The sequence below is a fragment of the Bradyrhizobium sp. ERR14 genome (assembly GCF_014198235.1).
Classification (GTDB): Bacteria; Pseudomonadota; Alphaproteobacteria; order Rhizobiales; family Xanthobacteraceae; genus Bradyrhizobium.
This window is the reverse complement of record NZ_JACIHD010000001.1, coordinates 449,565-463,323: the sequence shown is the minus strand read 5'-3', so window position 1 is coordinate 463,323 and position 13,759 is coordinate 449,565. Positions and strand designations below refer to the sequence as shown.

At 63.8% G+C, this 13,759-nt stretch carries 13 protein-coding genes; 3 read left to right on the top strand and 10 right to left on the bottom strand.

The annotated features are described in order from the left end of the window. Positions 1 to 13 precede the first annotated feature (13 nt). The 6 genes from GGD62_RS02290 to GGD62_RS02265 form a co-directional block, all read right to left on the bottom strand. Entirely contained in the window at positions 14 to 385 is a 372-nt protein-coding gene (locus GGD62_RS02290; RefSeq protein ID WP_018323035.1) for an SUF system Fe-S cluster assembly protein, read from the bottom strand. Further along, positions 382 to 1,629, bottom strand: a complete 1,248-nt coding sequence (locus tag GGD62_RS02285; RefSeq protein WP_183706949.1) for a cysteine desulfurase — start codon at positions 1,627 to 1,629, stop codon at positions 382 to 384. Before GGD62_RS02285 ends, GGD62_RS02290 begins: the two co-directional genes overlap by 4 nt. Further along, the gene (gene sufD / locus GGD62_RS02280) at positions 1,626 to 2,930 is read right to left on the bottom strand and encodes a Fe-S cluster assembly protein SufD (RefSeq protein WP_183234165.1); all 1,305 of its coding nucleotides are present in this window, start codon (positions 2,928 to 2,930) and stop codon (positions 1,626 to 1,628) included. Before sufD ends, GGD62_RS02285 begins: the two co-directional genes overlap by 4 nt. Positions 2,931 to 2,941: 11 nt before the next feature. Further along, positions 2,942 to 3,694 (bottom strand): Fe-S cluster assembly ATPase SufC, encoded by a 753-nt coding sequence (gene sufC, locus GGD62_RS02275; RefSeq protein ID WP_020508824.1) that lies wholly within the window; start codon positions 3,692 to 3,694, stop codon positions 2,942 to 2,944. Positions 3,695 to 3,756: 62 nt separating this feature from the next. Further along, a complete protein-coding gene (sufB, locus tag GGD62_RS02270; protein ID WP_018323031.1) occupies positions 3,757 to 5,253 on the bottom strand; it encodes a Fe-S cluster assembly protein SufB in 1,497 nt (498 codons plus the stop codon). 125 nt (positions 5,254 to 5,378) lie between these two features. Next, positions 5,379 to 6,518, bottom strand: a complete 1,140-nt coding sequence (locus tag GGD62_RS02265; protein ID WP_183706948.1) for a cysteine desulfurase family protein — start codon at positions 6,516 to 6,518, stop codon at positions 5,379 to 5,381. Positions 6,519 to 6,868: 350 nt separating this feature from the next. On the opposite strand from GGD62_RS02265, the gene GGD62_RS02260 reads away from it, so the two are divergent. Then, positions 6,869 to 7,516: an alpha/beta hydrolase gene (locus GGD62_RS02260; protein ID WP_014495555.1), complete on the top strand. Its 648-nt coding sequence runs from the start codon at positions 6,869 to 6,871 to the stop codon at positions 7,514 to 7,516. Positions 7,517 to 7,626: 110 nt separating this feature from the next. On the opposite strand, the gene GGD62_RS02255 is transcribed toward GGD62_RS02260, so the two are convergent. From GGD62_RS02255 to GGD62_RS02240, 4 genes are all read right to left on the bottom strand, one after another. After that, the gene (locus GGD62_RS02255) at positions 7,627 to 7,950 is read right to left on the bottom strand and encodes a multidrug efflux SMR transporter (RefSeq protein ID WP_018323029.1); all 324 of its coding nucleotides are present in this window, start codon (positions 7,948 to 7,950) and stop codon (positions 7,627 to 7,629) included. A gap of 9 nt (positions 7,951 to 7,959) precedes the next feature. Further along, positions 7,960 to 8,637, bottom strand: coding sequence for a glutathione S-transferase family protein (locus GGD62_RS02250; protein WP_183706947.1), 678 nt, complete (start codon positions 8,635 to 8,637; stop codon positions 7,960 to 7,962). Positions 8,638 to 8,728: 91 nt separating this feature from the next. Next, the gene (locus tag GGD62_RS02245; protein WP_183706946.1) at positions 8,729 to 8,974 is read right to left on the bottom strand and encodes a hypothetical protein; all 246 of its coding nucleotides are present in this window, start codon (positions 8,972 to 8,974) and stop codon (positions 8,729 to 8,731) included. A gap of 829 nt (positions 8,975 to 9,803) precedes the next feature. Then, a complete protein-coding gene (locus GGD62_RS02240) occupies positions 9,804 to 10,907 on the bottom strand; it encodes an anhydro-N-acetylmuramic acid kinase (protein WP_183706945.1) in 1,104 nt (367 codons plus the stop codon). A 165-nt stretch (positions 10,908 to 11,072) separates the two neighbouring features. Here GGD62_RS02240 and tyrS point away from each other — a divergent pair, with 165 nt between their 5' ends. Both tyrS and GGD62_RS02230 read left to right on the top strand, forming a co-directional pair. Then, on the top strand, positions 11,073 to 12,326 hold the full coding sequence (tyrS, locus tag GGD62_RS02235) for a tyrosine--tRNA ligase (RefSeq protein ID WP_183706944.1): 1,254 nt from the start codon (positions 11,073 to 11,075) through the stop codon (positions 12,324 to 12,326). A gap of 57 nt (positions 12,327 to 12,383) precedes the next feature. Then, positions 12,384 to 13,631 (top strand): MFS transporter, encoded by a 1,248-nt coding sequence (locus GGD62_RS02230; protein WP_018323025.1) that lies wholly within the window; start codon positions 12,384 to 12,386, stop codon positions 13,629 to 13,631. Positions 13,632 to 13,759 lie beyond the last annotated feature (128 nt).

Here is a 13,759-nt window from a genome sequence, read left to right as displayed (position 1 = left end):
CTGAGGTTACGCGTCACCACATGTTGAGCACGAGGCGCGCCTCGTCGCTCATGCGTTCCGGCGACCACGGCGGCTCCCAGACGACCTTGACGTCGACCACGCCGACGCCCGGGACGCTGGCAACCGCGTTCTCGACCATGGTCGGCAGCTCGCCGGCGGCCGGGCAGTTCGGCGTCGTCAGCGTCATCTGGACGTCGACGGAGCGGTCGTCCTTGATCTCGACCTTGTAGATCAGGCCGAGCTCGTAGATGTCGGCCGGGATTTCCGGGTCGAACACGGTCTTCAGCCCGGCGATGATCTCCGTGGTCAGCCGCTCGGTTTCCTCCGGCGGCAGCGCCGAATGGGTCTCCATCGGACTAGCTTTGATTTCGGCCGTGTCACTCATGCGAACAAATCCCGCGCCTTCAAAAGCGCCTGTGCCAGATGATCGACTTCTTCCCGCGTATTATACATGCCGAACGAGGCCCGGCAGGTGGCCGTTACGTTGAACCGCTCTAAAAGCGGCATCACGCAATGGGTGCCGGCGCGCACCGCGATGCCCTGGCGGTCGATCACGGTGGCGACGTCGTGGGCGTGCGCGCCCTTCAGCTCGAACGAGATCACCGGGCCCTTGCCCCGTGCCGTGCCGATCAGCCGCAGCGAATTGATCTCGCGGAGCCGATCCTGGGCATAGGTCGTGAGATCGTGCTCGTGCGCGGCGATGCGCTCCTTGCCGATCGAATTGACGTAGTCGATGGCCGCGCCAAGGCCGACGGCCTCGACAATCGCCGGCGTGCCCGCCTCGAATTTGTGCGGAGGATCGCCATAGGTGACGACATCGCGCGAGACCTCGCGGATCATCTCGCCGCCGCCGTTGAAGGGACGCATCGCGACGAGGTGGTCGTACTTGGCCCAGAGAATACCGATTCCGGTCGGCCCATACACCTTGTGACCGGTGAAGACGTAGAAATCGCAGCCGATGTCCTGGACGTCGACGGGCAGATGCACCGCGCCCTGGCTGCCGTCGACCAGCACGGGAATGCCGCGCGCGTGGGCGATCTTCACGACCTCCTTGACCGGCACGATGGTGCCGAGCGCGTTCGACATCTGCGTGATCGCGACCAGCTTGGTCCTGGCCGTCAGCAGCTTCTCGAACTCGTCGATGAGGAAATTGCCCTCGTCGTCGACCGGCGCCCATTTGATCACGGCGCCCTGGCGTTCCCTGAGGAAGTGCCACGGCACGATGTTGGAATGGTGCTCCATGATCGAGAGGACGATCTCGTCGCCCTCTTTGATGTTCGGCCCGCCCCAGGACGAGGCGACCAGATTGATCGCCTCGGTCGCGTTGCGGGTGAAGATCACTTCTTCCGTACGGGGCGCGTTGATGAACTGCGCCACCTTGGTGCGGCCACCCTCATAGGCTTCGGTCGCGGCATTGGCGAGGTAATGCAGGCCGCGATGCACGTTGGCGTATTCGCTCGTATAGGCCCGCGTCATGCGGTCGAGCACGGCGCTCGGCTTCTGCGCCGAAGCGGCGTTGTCGAGATAGACCAGCTTCTTGCCGTAGACCTGCATCGCGAGCGCCGGAAAATCCTGGCGCACGCGCGCGACGTCGTAGGCACCGTTCTTGACCGCCGGATGCGTGCTCATGACCGCCGCTCCAGCCAGCGCTCGGCAATGCCGATCACGTGCTCGCGCAAACCGTCATCCGCAATCTGCTCGATCGCCTCGCCGACGAAAGCCTGGATCAGCAGCGCCTGAGCCTGCTTCTCGGGCAGGCCGCGCGCCTTCAGGTAGAACAACAGGCTGTCGTCGAGCGCACCGGCGGTCGCGCCGTGGCCGCAGGAGACGTCGTCGGCAAAAATCTCGAGCTCGGGCTTGTTGTCGGCCTCGGCTTCATCCGAGAGCAGCAACGCGCGGGTCATCATCTTGCCGTCGGTCTTCTGCGCATCGGGACGGACGATGATGCGGCCCTGGAACACCGAATGGGCGCGATCGTCGATCACCGCGCGGAAAACTTCGCGGCTGACGCAGTTCGGCACCGCATGGTCGACCACCAGCGTGGTGTCGCCATGCTCGGTCTTCTGCAACAGGTTGACGCCGTTGGCGGAGAGCTCGCTGCCCTCGCCCGCCAGCGTGATGAAGCCCTGGAGGCGGCTGACAGCAGCCCCGGTCGTCATGTTGAAGAAATTGAACTTCACATTGGCGCCGACGGTGACGAAGTGCGACGAGACGTTCAAGGCGTCGGGTGCATCGTCCATCAGGCGAATGTGTGCAACGTCGGCGTCATCGCCGACAGAAACGATCACGGCGTCATTGACCTGGTAGGCCGCAGCGCCTGCCGCAACGAAGCTCTCGACGATGGTGGCGTGCGCGCCCTTGCCGATCGTGACCTGCGAGCGGGTGAAGGCCGACGCCGATGTGGCGGTGGCGATGTGGATGATCTGGATCGGAGCGGACAGCTGCGCACCGTCGGCAATCGACAGCACCACGCCATCCGTCGCCATCGCCGCGTTGAGCGAGATCACGGCATCGGCGGACGCGGTCTTCAACAGACCGGAATCCTTCTCCAGCGTCTCCCGCAACGTCTTGAAGCCGGCCTCGGAGGCGAGCACCTTCACGTCGGAAAGATCGGCTACGAACACGCCGTCGACCAGCACCAGCTTGCGCGCGCCTGCGATCGCATGCGTCTTCACCGTGTCCGCGGCGCGCTGCAGCGCGGCCGCATCGGGCGCGGCTGCCAGCGGCAGCACCTCGCCGACCAGCGCACGCAGGTCGGTGTATTTCCATTCCTCGATCCGGCGGTGCGGAAGGCCGAGACGCTCATAGGTCTCGAACGCCTCGCGGCGCACAGCGGTGACCGCGGACGAACCCGGCAGCCGGCCCTCGGCGCTGGTGAAGAGATCGCTCACCGCGCGGCCCTTTCCGGTCTTTGCCACAGCAACGTTCATCGCAAAATTCCTTACGCGGCATCCTCGAACTGGGCGTAGCCGGATGCTTCCAGCTCCAGCGCCAATTCCTTACCGCCGCTCTTCACGACACGGCCCTTCGACATCACGTGCACGACGTCGGGCACGATGTAGTTCAGCAGCCGCTGATAATGGGTGATGACGACCATCGCGCGCCCCGGCGAACGCAGCGCGTTGACGCCGTCGGCCGCGATGCGCAGCGCATCGATGTCGAGGCCGGAATCCATCTCGTCGAGGATGCACAGGCTCGGCTCGAACAGCGCCATCTGCAGCACCTCGTTGCGCTTCTTCTCACCGCCGGAGAAGCCGACATTGACGCCGCGCTTGAGCATGTCCTGCGGGATGTTCAACGACTTCGAGACCTCGCGGACCTTCTTCAGGAAGTCCGGCGTCGAATATTCATCCTCGCCGCGCGCCTTGCGCTGCGCATTCAGCGCGGTGCGCAGGAAGTTCATGGTGGCGACGCCGGGAATCTCGACCGGATACTGGAACGCCAGGAACACGCCCTTGGCGGCGCGCTCGTCCGGCGACATCTCGAGCAGATCCTCACCCTTGAACAGGATCTGGCCGTCGGTGACCTCGTAGCCGGGCTTGCCGGCGATGACGTGGGAGAGCGTCGATTTGCCGGAGCCGTTCGGCCCCATGATCGCATGGACCTCGCCCTCGTTCACGGTCAGCGTCAGCCCGTGGAGGATCTCACGCTCCTCGACACGAACCTTGAGGTCTTTCACTTCAAGCAAAGCCATTTTGGTGTCCAGTCTATTCAAATGATGCATGGAGCGCCTAAGCGCACCGCGAGGGTCGGCGATCAGCCGACCGACCCTTCAAGCGAGATCGAGATCAGCTTCTGCGCTTCCACCGCGAACTCCATCGGCAGTTGCTGCAGCACGTCCTTGACGAAGCCGTTGACGACGAGGCCGACCGCCTCCTCCTGCGAGAGACCGCGCTGGATGCAGTAGAACAGCACGTCCTCGGAGATCTTCGAGGTCGTCGCTTCGTGCTCGAACGTCGCCGAGGAGTTCTTGGCCTCGATGTACGGCACGGTGTGCGCGCCGCATTTGTCGCCGATCAGCAGGGAATCGCAGGCGGTGAAGTTGCGCGCGCCGGTCGCTTTCCGGTGCGCGGTGACGAGGCCGCGATAGGTGTTCTGCGACTTGCCGGCCGCGATGCCCTTGGAGATGATGCGGCTCGACGTGTTCTTGCCGAGATGGATCATCTTGGTGCCCGAATCGACCTGCTGGAAGCCGTTCGAGATCGCGATCGAGTAGAACTCGCCGCTCGAATTATCACCGCGGAGAATGCAGCTCGGATACTTCCAGGTGATCGCCGAACCCGTTTCGACCTGGGTCCAGGAGATCTTCGAACGGTTGCCGCGGCAGTCGCCACGCTTGGTGACGAAATTGTAGATGCCGCCCTTGCCTTCCGAATTGCCGGGGTACCAGTTCTGCACCGTCGAATATTTGATCTCGGCATCGTCATGCGCGACGAGCTCGACCACGGCGGCGTGCAGCTGGTTCTCATCGCGCTGCGGCGCGGTGCAGCCCTCGAGATAGGAGACGTAGGCGCCCTTGTCCGCGATGATCAGCGTGCGCTCGAACTGGCCGGTGTTGCGCTCGTTGATGCGGAAATAGGTCGACAGCTCCATCGGGCAGCGCACGCCCGGCGGCACGTAGACGAACGAGCCGTCGGAGAACACCGCCGAGTTCAGTGTCGCGTAGAAATTGTCCGAGGTCGGAACCACCGAGCCCAGATATTTCTGCACCAGTTCAGGGTGCTCGCGGATCGCCTCAGAGATCGGCATGAAGATCACGCCGGCTTTCTTCAACTCCGCCTTGAAGGTGGTCGCAACCGACACCGAATCGAAGACCGCGTCGACCGCGATCTTCCGGCGGGCGGGATCTTCTTCGCCTACCTTCGGCTCGACGCCTTCGAGCATGGCAACTTCCCGCAAGGGGATGCCGAGCTTCTCGTAGGTCTTCAGGATCTCCGGATCGATCTCGTCCAGCGAGGTGACCGTCTTCTTCGGCTTCGGCGCCGCGTAGTAATAGAGGTCCTGGAAGTCGATCTTGGGATAGTCGACGCGCGCCCAGGTCGGCTCGGTCATGGTCAGCCAGCGCCGATAGGCCTCAAGCCGCCACTGGAGCATCCAGTCGGGTTCGTTCTTCTTCTGCGAGATGAATTTTACGATCTCTTCCGAAAGCCCCTTGGGGGCCTTCTCGGAGTCGATCAGGGTCTCAAACCCATAACGATACTGGTCGACGTCGATGCGCTTCACGCGCTCGACCGTCTCTTGTACGGCTGGCATTCCATCCTCCGCTCGCGGTTTCAAGGACCGCGGTGGATCAAACTCGAACGATTATTACGGTGTCTATTACGATGTTTTTTGGCGGAAAGCACGCGCTTAGAACCGTTCAAGCCGTGTTTCATCGCTTAGCTCTTAAGTAGGGTATTACCGAGCTTTCGCCAAGCCTCTAACGCCCTATTGATGTCTTCGAGTTCCGTGGACCAGCCCAGACTGAGGCGCACCGCTCCCTGGGCCACGGCGGGATCGTACCCCATAGCCGACAGCACGTGGGACGGCTGGACCCTACCCGAGGAACAGGCCGAACCCGAGGAGACTGCGATGCCTTCGAGGTCGAAGCCGATCACGGCGGTTTCAGCCTTGAGGCCGGGCGCGGTGAAAAGGACGGTATTTGGCAACCGCGTCACCTCGTTCGAGAAGATCGTTGCGCCGGCGATTGCTCGGATGCCGTTTTCCAAGCGAATTCTGAGGGTTGCCATCTGTTCCGCATCTTCGGAAAGAGTTTGAAGCGCGGCCTTCACCGCTGCGCCAAAGCCGGCGATTCCCGCAACATTCTCGGTTCCCGCGCGTCGATTCAGCTCTTGGCCGCCTCCCCGCAACAACGGCTCCAGTCCCGTCAGTCCCTCCGCCACGACCAGAGCGCCGACGCCCTTGGGGCCGCCGACCTTATGCGCAGAAAAAGTCGCAAGATCCGCGCCCATAGCGTTGATTTCAAATGGAATTTTGCCAAGCGCCTGGATTGCATCGACGTGCAGGAGGCCGCCGGCCTCGTGGACGATCCGGGCGATCTCGGCGACCGGCTGGAGCGCGCCGGTTTCGTTGTTCGCGGCCATGACGGAAACCAGTGCCGGAGCGCCGTCACCGAGCAGACTCGTGAGATGGTCGAGGTCAACCACACCGGAACGCGTCACCGGGATCGGGCTGACCCTGTCCGCCGGGAATCGGCCACCGGCCAGCACCGAAGCGTGCTCCACGGCCGAGACGAGCAGCCGCTCGACCGGGCCGCCGGATGACCGCCGCAGGCCAGGCGACAGCGCCAGTGCGTTGGCTTCCGTGCCTGCGGAGGTGAAGACGACGTTCCGCGGCAGCGCCCCTACCGCCACCGCGAGCGCGGCGCGGGCCTCCTCGACCAGCCGTCGCGCCTCCCGCCCCTCGGCATGGACTGAGGACGGGTTGCCGACCAGGTCCCAGGCGGCGAGCATCGCGCGTCGCGCTTCGGCGCGCAGCGGTGTGGTCGCATTCCAGTCGAGATAAACGCGGTTCCGCATCTAGTATTATATTACCTTGCTTGGGAAACTTGGCCCGTGGGGCCCCTCCAGCTCGACATGGCGCCCCGACATGCGCTTGGCAACGGGCGATTCCAGATCCGCGGCAGCCGATGACGCGACCATGACACGCTAACGCCTTGAGCCCATTGGGTGATGTTCAAGATGCTTGCTTTTTGACCCTCTGCCTATGTTAGAACCCGCACCGTCAAGTCACCGCACGCCTTCAGCGCATCACCGCAAGGCGCGCCTTCTCACCCTTCATTCGCGCTTCCGTCGGCACCTGCCGATGAGGCCACAATCGGTTGATTGCCGAGGATCGTCTCTCCAGCAAGTCAATCAAGAGATCATCGATGCCTGAAGTTATTTTCACTGGCCCTGCCGGCCGTCTCGAAGGCCGCTATCACCCGGCCAAGCAGAAGAACGCGCCGATCGCGATGATCCTGCATCCGCATCCGCAGTTTCACGGCACGATGAATCATCAGATCGTGTACCAGTGCTATTATGCGTTCGCGCATCGTGGCTTCTCGGTGCTGCGCTTCAATTTCCGCGGCGTCGGCCGCAGCCAGGGCTCGTTCGACCACGGCACCGGCGAATTGTCGGACGCCGCCGCAGCCCTCGACTGGGCGCAGACCATCAATCCCGAAGCACGCGCCTGCTGGGTCGCCGGATTCTCCTTCGGCGCCTGGATCGGCATGCAGCTTCTGATGCGCCGCCCCGAGGTCGAGGGCTTCATCTCGATTGCGCCGCCGGCCAACCTCTACGACTTCTCGTTCCTTGCGCCCTGCCCGTCGTCGGGCCTGATCGTGCATGGCGAGAAGGACGCGGTGGTGCCGCCGAAGGACGTCAACACGCTGGTCGAGAAGCTGAAGACGCAGAAGGGCATCGTGATCGACCAGCAGGTCATCCCCGGCGCCAACCATTTCTTCGACGCCAAGCTTGAGCCGCTGATGGAAACCATCACCGCCTATCTCGACATGCGGCTCGCGAACGTGCGCTGAGATTTTGTAGCCCGGATGGAGCGAAGCGAAATCCGGGAAACTCCATCCGCGGATACACGGCCCCGGATTGCGCTCCGCTCCATCCGGGCTACGAAGCCAAGGCTCGCAGCTCAAGCCAGCTTGAGCGCGGCGATCCCTGTCAAGACGAGCGCGATGCCGGCAAGCTTCATCGCGCTCAAGGTCTCGCCGAACAGCACCACGCCCATGACGAAGGTTCCGGCAGCCCCGATGCCGGTCCACACCGAATAGGCAACGCCGACCTCGAGCACCTTCAAGGCGCGCCCGAGCAGGAAGACGAAGGCCGCGAGCAGCACGAGCGAAGCAATGCTCCAGCCCACCCGCGTGTAGCCTTCCGCGTACTTCATCGAGATCGCCCAGCCGACATCGAGCGCGCCGGCGATCACCAGCATCAGCCAGGCCATGGATTGTGACATCGGCTCGCCTCAGGCGGCGAGCTTGAGCAGATGCGCGTCGTGCCGCACCAGGAAGGCGCGCAGTAATTGCGGATAGTCGGCGCCGACCGCGGTGCGTACGCTCGGACGCTTCGCCAGCTCCGCACGCCACGCCCGCACCTTCGGCAGATCGCTGAAGATGCCGAGCTCGGTCAGTTCGTCGAACACATCGAAATAGCGGAAGACGGGTGCGAACACCGCATCGACCAGGCTGAACGCATCGCCTGCGAAATACGGGCCCGCGCCAAGCGCTGCCTCGACGCGCGCGAATTTCGCGGCGAGCGCCTGGCGCTTGGTTTCGAAGGTCGCCGGATCCGTCGTCGTCTCCAGTCCCCAGAGGTCGCCGAGGATCGCCGAGCCGAACTCCATCCAGGCGCGATGCTCGGCACGCTTCAGCGCATCCGCCGGATGCAGCTTGAGGCCTGCTTGCGTCTCCTCGATGTATTCACAGATCACGTTGCTCTCGAACAGCGCGACCTCGCCCTTGTCGGTCGTCACAACCAGCACCGGCACCTTGCCGAGCGGCGAGAGCTTCAAGAACCAGTCCGGCTTGTTGGCGAGATCGATATCGACCCGCTCGAACGGAACGCCCTTCTCCGTCAGCGCGATCACGGCGCGCTGCACGTAGGGACAAAGCTTGTGGCTGATCAGTTTCAGTGAAGCGGTCATGGCGCGATCCCGGCGGTTCGATGCAACTGCATCCAATATAAATGCACTTGCATGTACACGTCAAGATCAATGCAACTGCATTGAACTGGCGTTACGGCCGAACCGGGAGTGGGTTGATCGCCATTCCGATCGCGATAAAGGCGACGCAGGCCGCCAGAATGGCCAGCAGGACACGGGGACGAAACAGCCTTGGGGCCCTGCGGTGCAGCCAGCTAAAATAGAGATTGTCGGTCATCCACATGGCCGTCATTCCGACCGCCAAGAGCAGAACGAACAGCCAGACCGGCCGGTCCGCCAGAAATGGAAAATCCGGCGGAAGACGATCATCCAGTTTCATGGTCAGGCCCCGTGCCTAGCTCGTAGGATGGGTTGAGCCCTTGCGAACCCATCATGTCTCAACTCCGTTCTCCGTACTCGCTACCGTCGCCCATTGTAGTGGAAGCTAAGCAAATGACGGCGTGGCGACACGTCGGGCAAAACACCCAAAACCCGTCAACCCCTTCCGGCAGAAATATATCGCTTTTCCGAATTTCGGATTTATGGCATATGCGCGCTATCCCGGCCCTGCCAGAGGGGCGCTTCGCGATCGTCACGAGATGCGGGCCGGGGTGCGGTGGACGCGGTAGCGCCGGCGCGATGTGTGAGGACAGGGCGGGCAACCGTGAGTCCCGGCGCAACGTGCATACGACACGGCGCGGTCACAGCGGCCACGTTGGACATCGGGCGCGAGCACGCGTCAGCCCCTGATGATCTGGCGGGGACGTCCGCGGACGGAGAAGTCGTGTGGTCCCGGCGCCCGGGGTTCTGGCGTCAAGGCTCGCGGTGATGCGGCGGCCCGACCGGGTCCCACATCGATCAGCCGTGAGGCGACGGGGGCAATAGTGCAACGCTCCCCGAGGAGAGCACGAAGGACACCGTTAAAACCATCCGCGCAGGGAAGGCCGGGCGACCGGCACGCCTGTGGTCCACCCCGTGTGCGTTCTTATCGCCCACGGACCTGCGGGTGCCGCCGGCGCCCGGCCTTCCCTGCGCCCTCTGGTCCGATTGAGGGCGCCGAACGACAGCAAGGCTCGGGCGAAACCTGCCGCGAGACTGCAAAGGCGTGTCTGCAATCTGGAAAGCCAATTGAAAGGGCGATGCAGTTGCCCCAATTCGAAAAGCCGCGCTCAGGGCCGCGCGATCACCCCGCCCGTCATCGGCATCGGCACGCCCGTGGTGGTCGGATAGGACAATGGCAGGCCCTTCAGCCCACGCGCCGCGAGGAAGCCGAAGGCCTGGGCTTCGATGGCGTCGGAGGCCCAGCCGAGCGTCTCGGCGGCCTCGACTGTCGCCGATCCCACCCGCTCCCGCAGCATGCGGAGCATGGTGAGGTTGCGGGCGCCGCCGCCGCAGACGATCCAGCTGCGCGGCCGACGCGGGAGCAACGGGATGATGCGGGTGATCGCCGTCGCGGTGAAGGCGGTCAGGGTCGCCGCACCGTCGGCCGGCGCCACGTCGCCGAGCCTCAAGGCGGCAAAATCGTTGCGATCGAGCGATTTCGGCGGAGGCAGCGCAAAGAACGGCAGCTCCAGCGCGCGAGCGATCCAGACCTCATCGACCTTCCCGAGGGCTGCGAACTTTCCTTCCGCATCGAACGCCTGGTTCATGGTGCGGTACATGAAATCGTCCAGCAGCGCGTTGCCGGGGCCGGTGTCGCAGGCGATCAGCGTATCGTTGCCGTCGATATAGGTGATGTTGGAGACGCCGCCGATATTGACCACGACGATCGGCCCCTCGCGATCCAGCGAGTTGGCGAGCGCGCGGTGGTAGACTGGTACGAAGGGCGCCCCCTGCCCGCCGGCCTCGACGTCGGCGGCGCGGAAATCATGCATCACTGGGATATGGATCGCCTTCGCCAGCGCCGCGGCGTCACCGATCTGCACCGTCAGGCGCCGCTCGGGGCGGTGCAGCACGGTCTGGCCGTGGAAGCCGACGATGTCGACATCCTCGGGCTTCATGCGGTTCTGGGCGAAGAAGGCGGCAACCGCCTCGGCGTGGGCCCGTGTTACCGCGCGCTCGGCCTCGGCCAGGATGCCTGGCCGGGCGTCACGTTGCGCCAGGTGCACAGCCTCGGAGAGGGCCTGACGCAGCAGATTGCGCTCCGCAGGGCTATAGGCCCGGTAGCCGGACGGCCCAAATGCCTTCACCTGTTTTCCATCGGTTTCGATCAGCGCGACATCCACCCCGTCCAGCGAGGTGCCGCTCATCAAACCGAGTGCCGTCAACATCATGGATCAGCGTCCTCAAGAGACCCCCTCCGGCATGCCGATCTTGTGCCAGAGGGACACATCTTATAATGCCACAGCGCCAAGTGGCGGGCAGCAATCGGGTTCCCACGGAAGACCCTTAAATTGCTCCCGAAACAGTAAACCAAGAATTGTTGGGCATGCCGACAGATGACTGCATTTAAATCGGATTTCCTCAATATCCTGCAGGAACGTGGTTTCATCCACCAATGCTCCGATTTCGAGGGGCTGGACGCGCTCGCCGCCAAGGGCGAGGCGACCGCCTATGTCGGCTACGATTGCACCGCCCGCTCGCTGCATATCGGCAATTACCTGACCATGATGATGCTGCACTGGCTGCAGCAGTCCGGCAACAAGCCGATCACGCTGATGGGCGGTGGCACCACCATGGTGGGCGATCCCTCCGGCAAGGACGAGACGCGCGCGATGCGCACCATTGCCGAGATCGAGGCCAACAAGGAATCGATCCGCGGCGTGTTCGCGAAAGTGCTGCGCTACGGCAGCGGCGCAAGCGACGCCGTCATGCTCGACAATGCGGAGTGGCTGACCAAGCTGAACTGGATCGAGATGCTGCGCGACGTCGGCCGGCACTTCTCGGTCAACCGCATGCTGACGATGGACTCCGTCCGGCTGCGCCTCGAGCGCGAGCAGGAGATGAGCTTCATCGAGTTCAACTACATGGTCTGCCAGGCCTACGACTTCGTCGAGCTTGCCAAGCGCACCGGCTGCAAATTGCAGATGGGCGGCTCGGACCAGTGGGGCAACATCATCATGGGCGTCGATCTCGGCCGCCGCATGGGCACGCACCAGCTGTTCGCGCTGACGACGCCGCTGCTGACGACCGCATCGGGCGCCAAGATGGGCAAGACCGCGCAAGGCGCAGTCTGGCTCAACGCCGACGCGTTCTCGCCCTATGATTTCTGGCAGTACTGGCGCAACACCGAGGATGCCGACGTCGGCAAATTCCTGAAGCTGTTCACGACGCTGCCGATGGCTGAGATCAGGAAGCTCGAAGCGCTCGGCGGCTCGGAGATCAACGAGGCCAAGAAGGTGCTCGCCACTGAAGCGACCGCGCTGCTGCATGGCCGCGAGGCCGCGAAGGAGGCAGCGGAGACCGCCCGCCGCACCTTCGAGGAAGGTGCGCTGGCCGAAACCCTGCCGACGGTGGAAATTCCGCGGGGCGAGATCGACGCCGGCTTCGGCGTGCTCAACGCCTTCGTCAAGGCGGGCCTCGTTGCTTCCAACGGCGAAGCCCGGCGCCAGATCAAGGGCGGCGGCCTTCGCGTCAACGACGAGCCGGTCACTGACGAAAAGATGGCACTGTCGACAAACAATCTGACGCCCGAGGGCGTGATCAAGCTCTCCTTCGGCAAGAAGAAGCACGTCCTGCTTAAGCCTGCATAGGCGTATGAGCTTTTCGCTGCTTGTCAGGGCGCACGGATGCGCGCTCCCTGACGGGCAATGGATCAGAACACGCCCAGGGAGAACGTCGCGAGCGATCAGCGGGACGCTGTTCGCACCGCGCTCGTCGTGCTCGCGCTGTGCTTTACGCTGGCCGTGCTCGGCCGCGGGCTCGGCGACAGCTTTACGGTGTTCCTGAAACCGATTTCGGAAAGTTTCGGCTGGGACCGCGCGCAGATCGTCTCGGTCTATTCACTGACCTGGCTCGCGAGCGGTCTCACTGCGCCCTTCGTCGGACGCCTGTTCGACCATTCCGGACCACGCATCGTCTATGCGCTCGGGCTGTTGCTGCTGGGCGCGGCGTTCCTGGTCGCAGCCCACGCGCAACATCTCTGGCAGTTCCAACTCTCGATCGGCCTCTGCGTCGGCATCGGCGTTGCCTTCATCGGCATCGTGCCGAACTCGATCCTGCTCGGCCGTTGGTTCGGACCCCGTCTGCCGACTGCAATGTCGGTGGTGTATTCGGCGATGGGCGGCGGCGTGCTGGCGCTGCTGCCGGCCTCGCAGCTCCTGATCGATCACGTCGGCTGGCGCGACACCTACCAGCTGTTCGGCTTTACGGCACTCGGCCTGTTGCTCCCGCTGATGCTGCTGCCGTGGCGGCTGTTCGCTGCGGGCTCGCCGCATGTCGTGAAAAGGACCGACCCCGATTTCGTCGACAATGGCTGGACGCTGCTCCGTGCCATGCGCCATCACGCCTTCTGGGCGCTGTTCTGGACCTTCTTCTTCACTGCCGTCGGCATGTACTCAATTGCCGCGCAGATCGTGGCCTATCTGATCGACGCCGGCTTTCCGCCGCTGCAGGCCGCAACCGCCTGGGGCTTCTCCGGCGTCGTGCTTGTGTTTGGCATGCTCGGCGTGTCCGCGCTCGACGGCCTGATCGGGCGCCGGCCGTCGGTGCTGCTGAGCTACGCGATCTCGATCCTCGGCATCGTCCTGCTGTGGCTGTTGCAGTATTCTCCGAACATCCTGCTGCTCACCGGTTTCGTCGTCTGCTTCGGCAGCATGATGGGCTCGCGCGGCCCGCTGATCAGCGCCACGGCGATGAGGATTTTCCAGGGCAAGCGGGTCGGCACCATCTACGGCACCATCTCGATCGGCAGTGGACTCGGCTCGGCGTTCGGCTCCTGGAGCGGCGGCCTGATCCATGACGCGACCCACGGGTATAACGCGCTGCTTGCTTTCGCACTTGCGAGCGTGGTGCTCGGGATGATCCCGTTCCTGATCGTGCCCGCCTTGCGGCGGTAAGTTTCCTGGAGGTTACTTGCGCGCATCCGCGTCACCGGCAAATTACGGATGGGCGCGACGGGGAACACGCGCAAAAAGTGCGGTCGCACGGGGCTGAAATCCTGGCCTGCGGTGTTTTGTCCGACATG

Excerpts from the sequence above, each read along its gene's own strand:
- GGD62_RS02290 (WP_018323035.1), bottom strand. The coding sequence starts at position 385 with ATGAGTGACACGGCCGAAATCAAAGCTAGTCCGATGGAGACCCATTCG.
- GGD62_RS02285 (WP_183706949.1), bottom strand. The coding sequence starts at position 1,629 with ATGAGCACGCATCCGGCGGTCAAGAACGGTGCCTACGACGTCGCGCGC.
- sufD (WP_183234165.1), bottom strand. The coding sequence starts at position 2,930 with ATGAACGTTGCTGTGGCAAAGACCGGAAAGGGCCGCGCGGTGAGCGAT.
- sufC (WP_020508824.1), bottom strand. The coding sequence starts at position 3,694 with ATGGCTTTGCTTGAAGTGAAAGACCTCAAGGTTCGTGTCGAGGAGCGT.
- sufB (WP_018323031.1), bottom strand. The coding sequence starts at position 5,253 with ATGCCAGCCGTACAAGAGACGGTCGAGCGCGTGAAGCGCATCGACGTC.
- GGD62_RS02265 (WP_183706948.1), bottom strand. The coding sequence starts at position 6,518 with ATGCGGAACCGCGTTTATCTCGACTGGAATGCGACCACACCGCTGCGC.
- GGD62_RS02260 (WP_014495555.1), top strand. The coding sequence starts at position 6,869 with ATGCCTGAAGTTATTTTCACTGGCCCTGCCGGCCGTCTCGAAGGCCGC.
- GGD62_RS02255 (WP_018323029.1), bottom strand. The coding sequence starts at position 7,950 with ATGTCACAATCCATGGCCTGGCTGATGCTGGTGATCGCCGGCGCGCTC.
- GGD62_RS02250 (WP_183706947.1), bottom strand. The coding sequence starts at position 8,637 with ATGACCGCTTCACTGAAACTGATCAGCCACAAGCTTTGTCCCTACGTG.
- GGD62_RS02245 (WP_183706946.1), bottom strand. The coding sequence starts at position 8,974 with ATGAAACTGGATGATCGTCTTCCGCCGGATTTTCCATTTCTGGCGGAC.
- GGD62_RS02240 (WP_183706945.1), bottom strand. The coding sequence starts at position 10,907 with ATGATGTTGACGGCACTCGGTTTGATGAGCGGCACCTCGCTGGACGGG.
- tyrS (WP_183706944.1), top strand. The coding sequence starts at position 11,073 with ATGACTGCATTTAAATCGGATTTCCTCAATATCCTGCAGGAACGTGGT.
- GGD62_RS02230 (WP_018323025.1), top strand. The coding sequence starts at position 12,384 with ATGGATCAGAACACGCCCAGGGAGAACGTCGCGAGCGATCAGCGGGAC.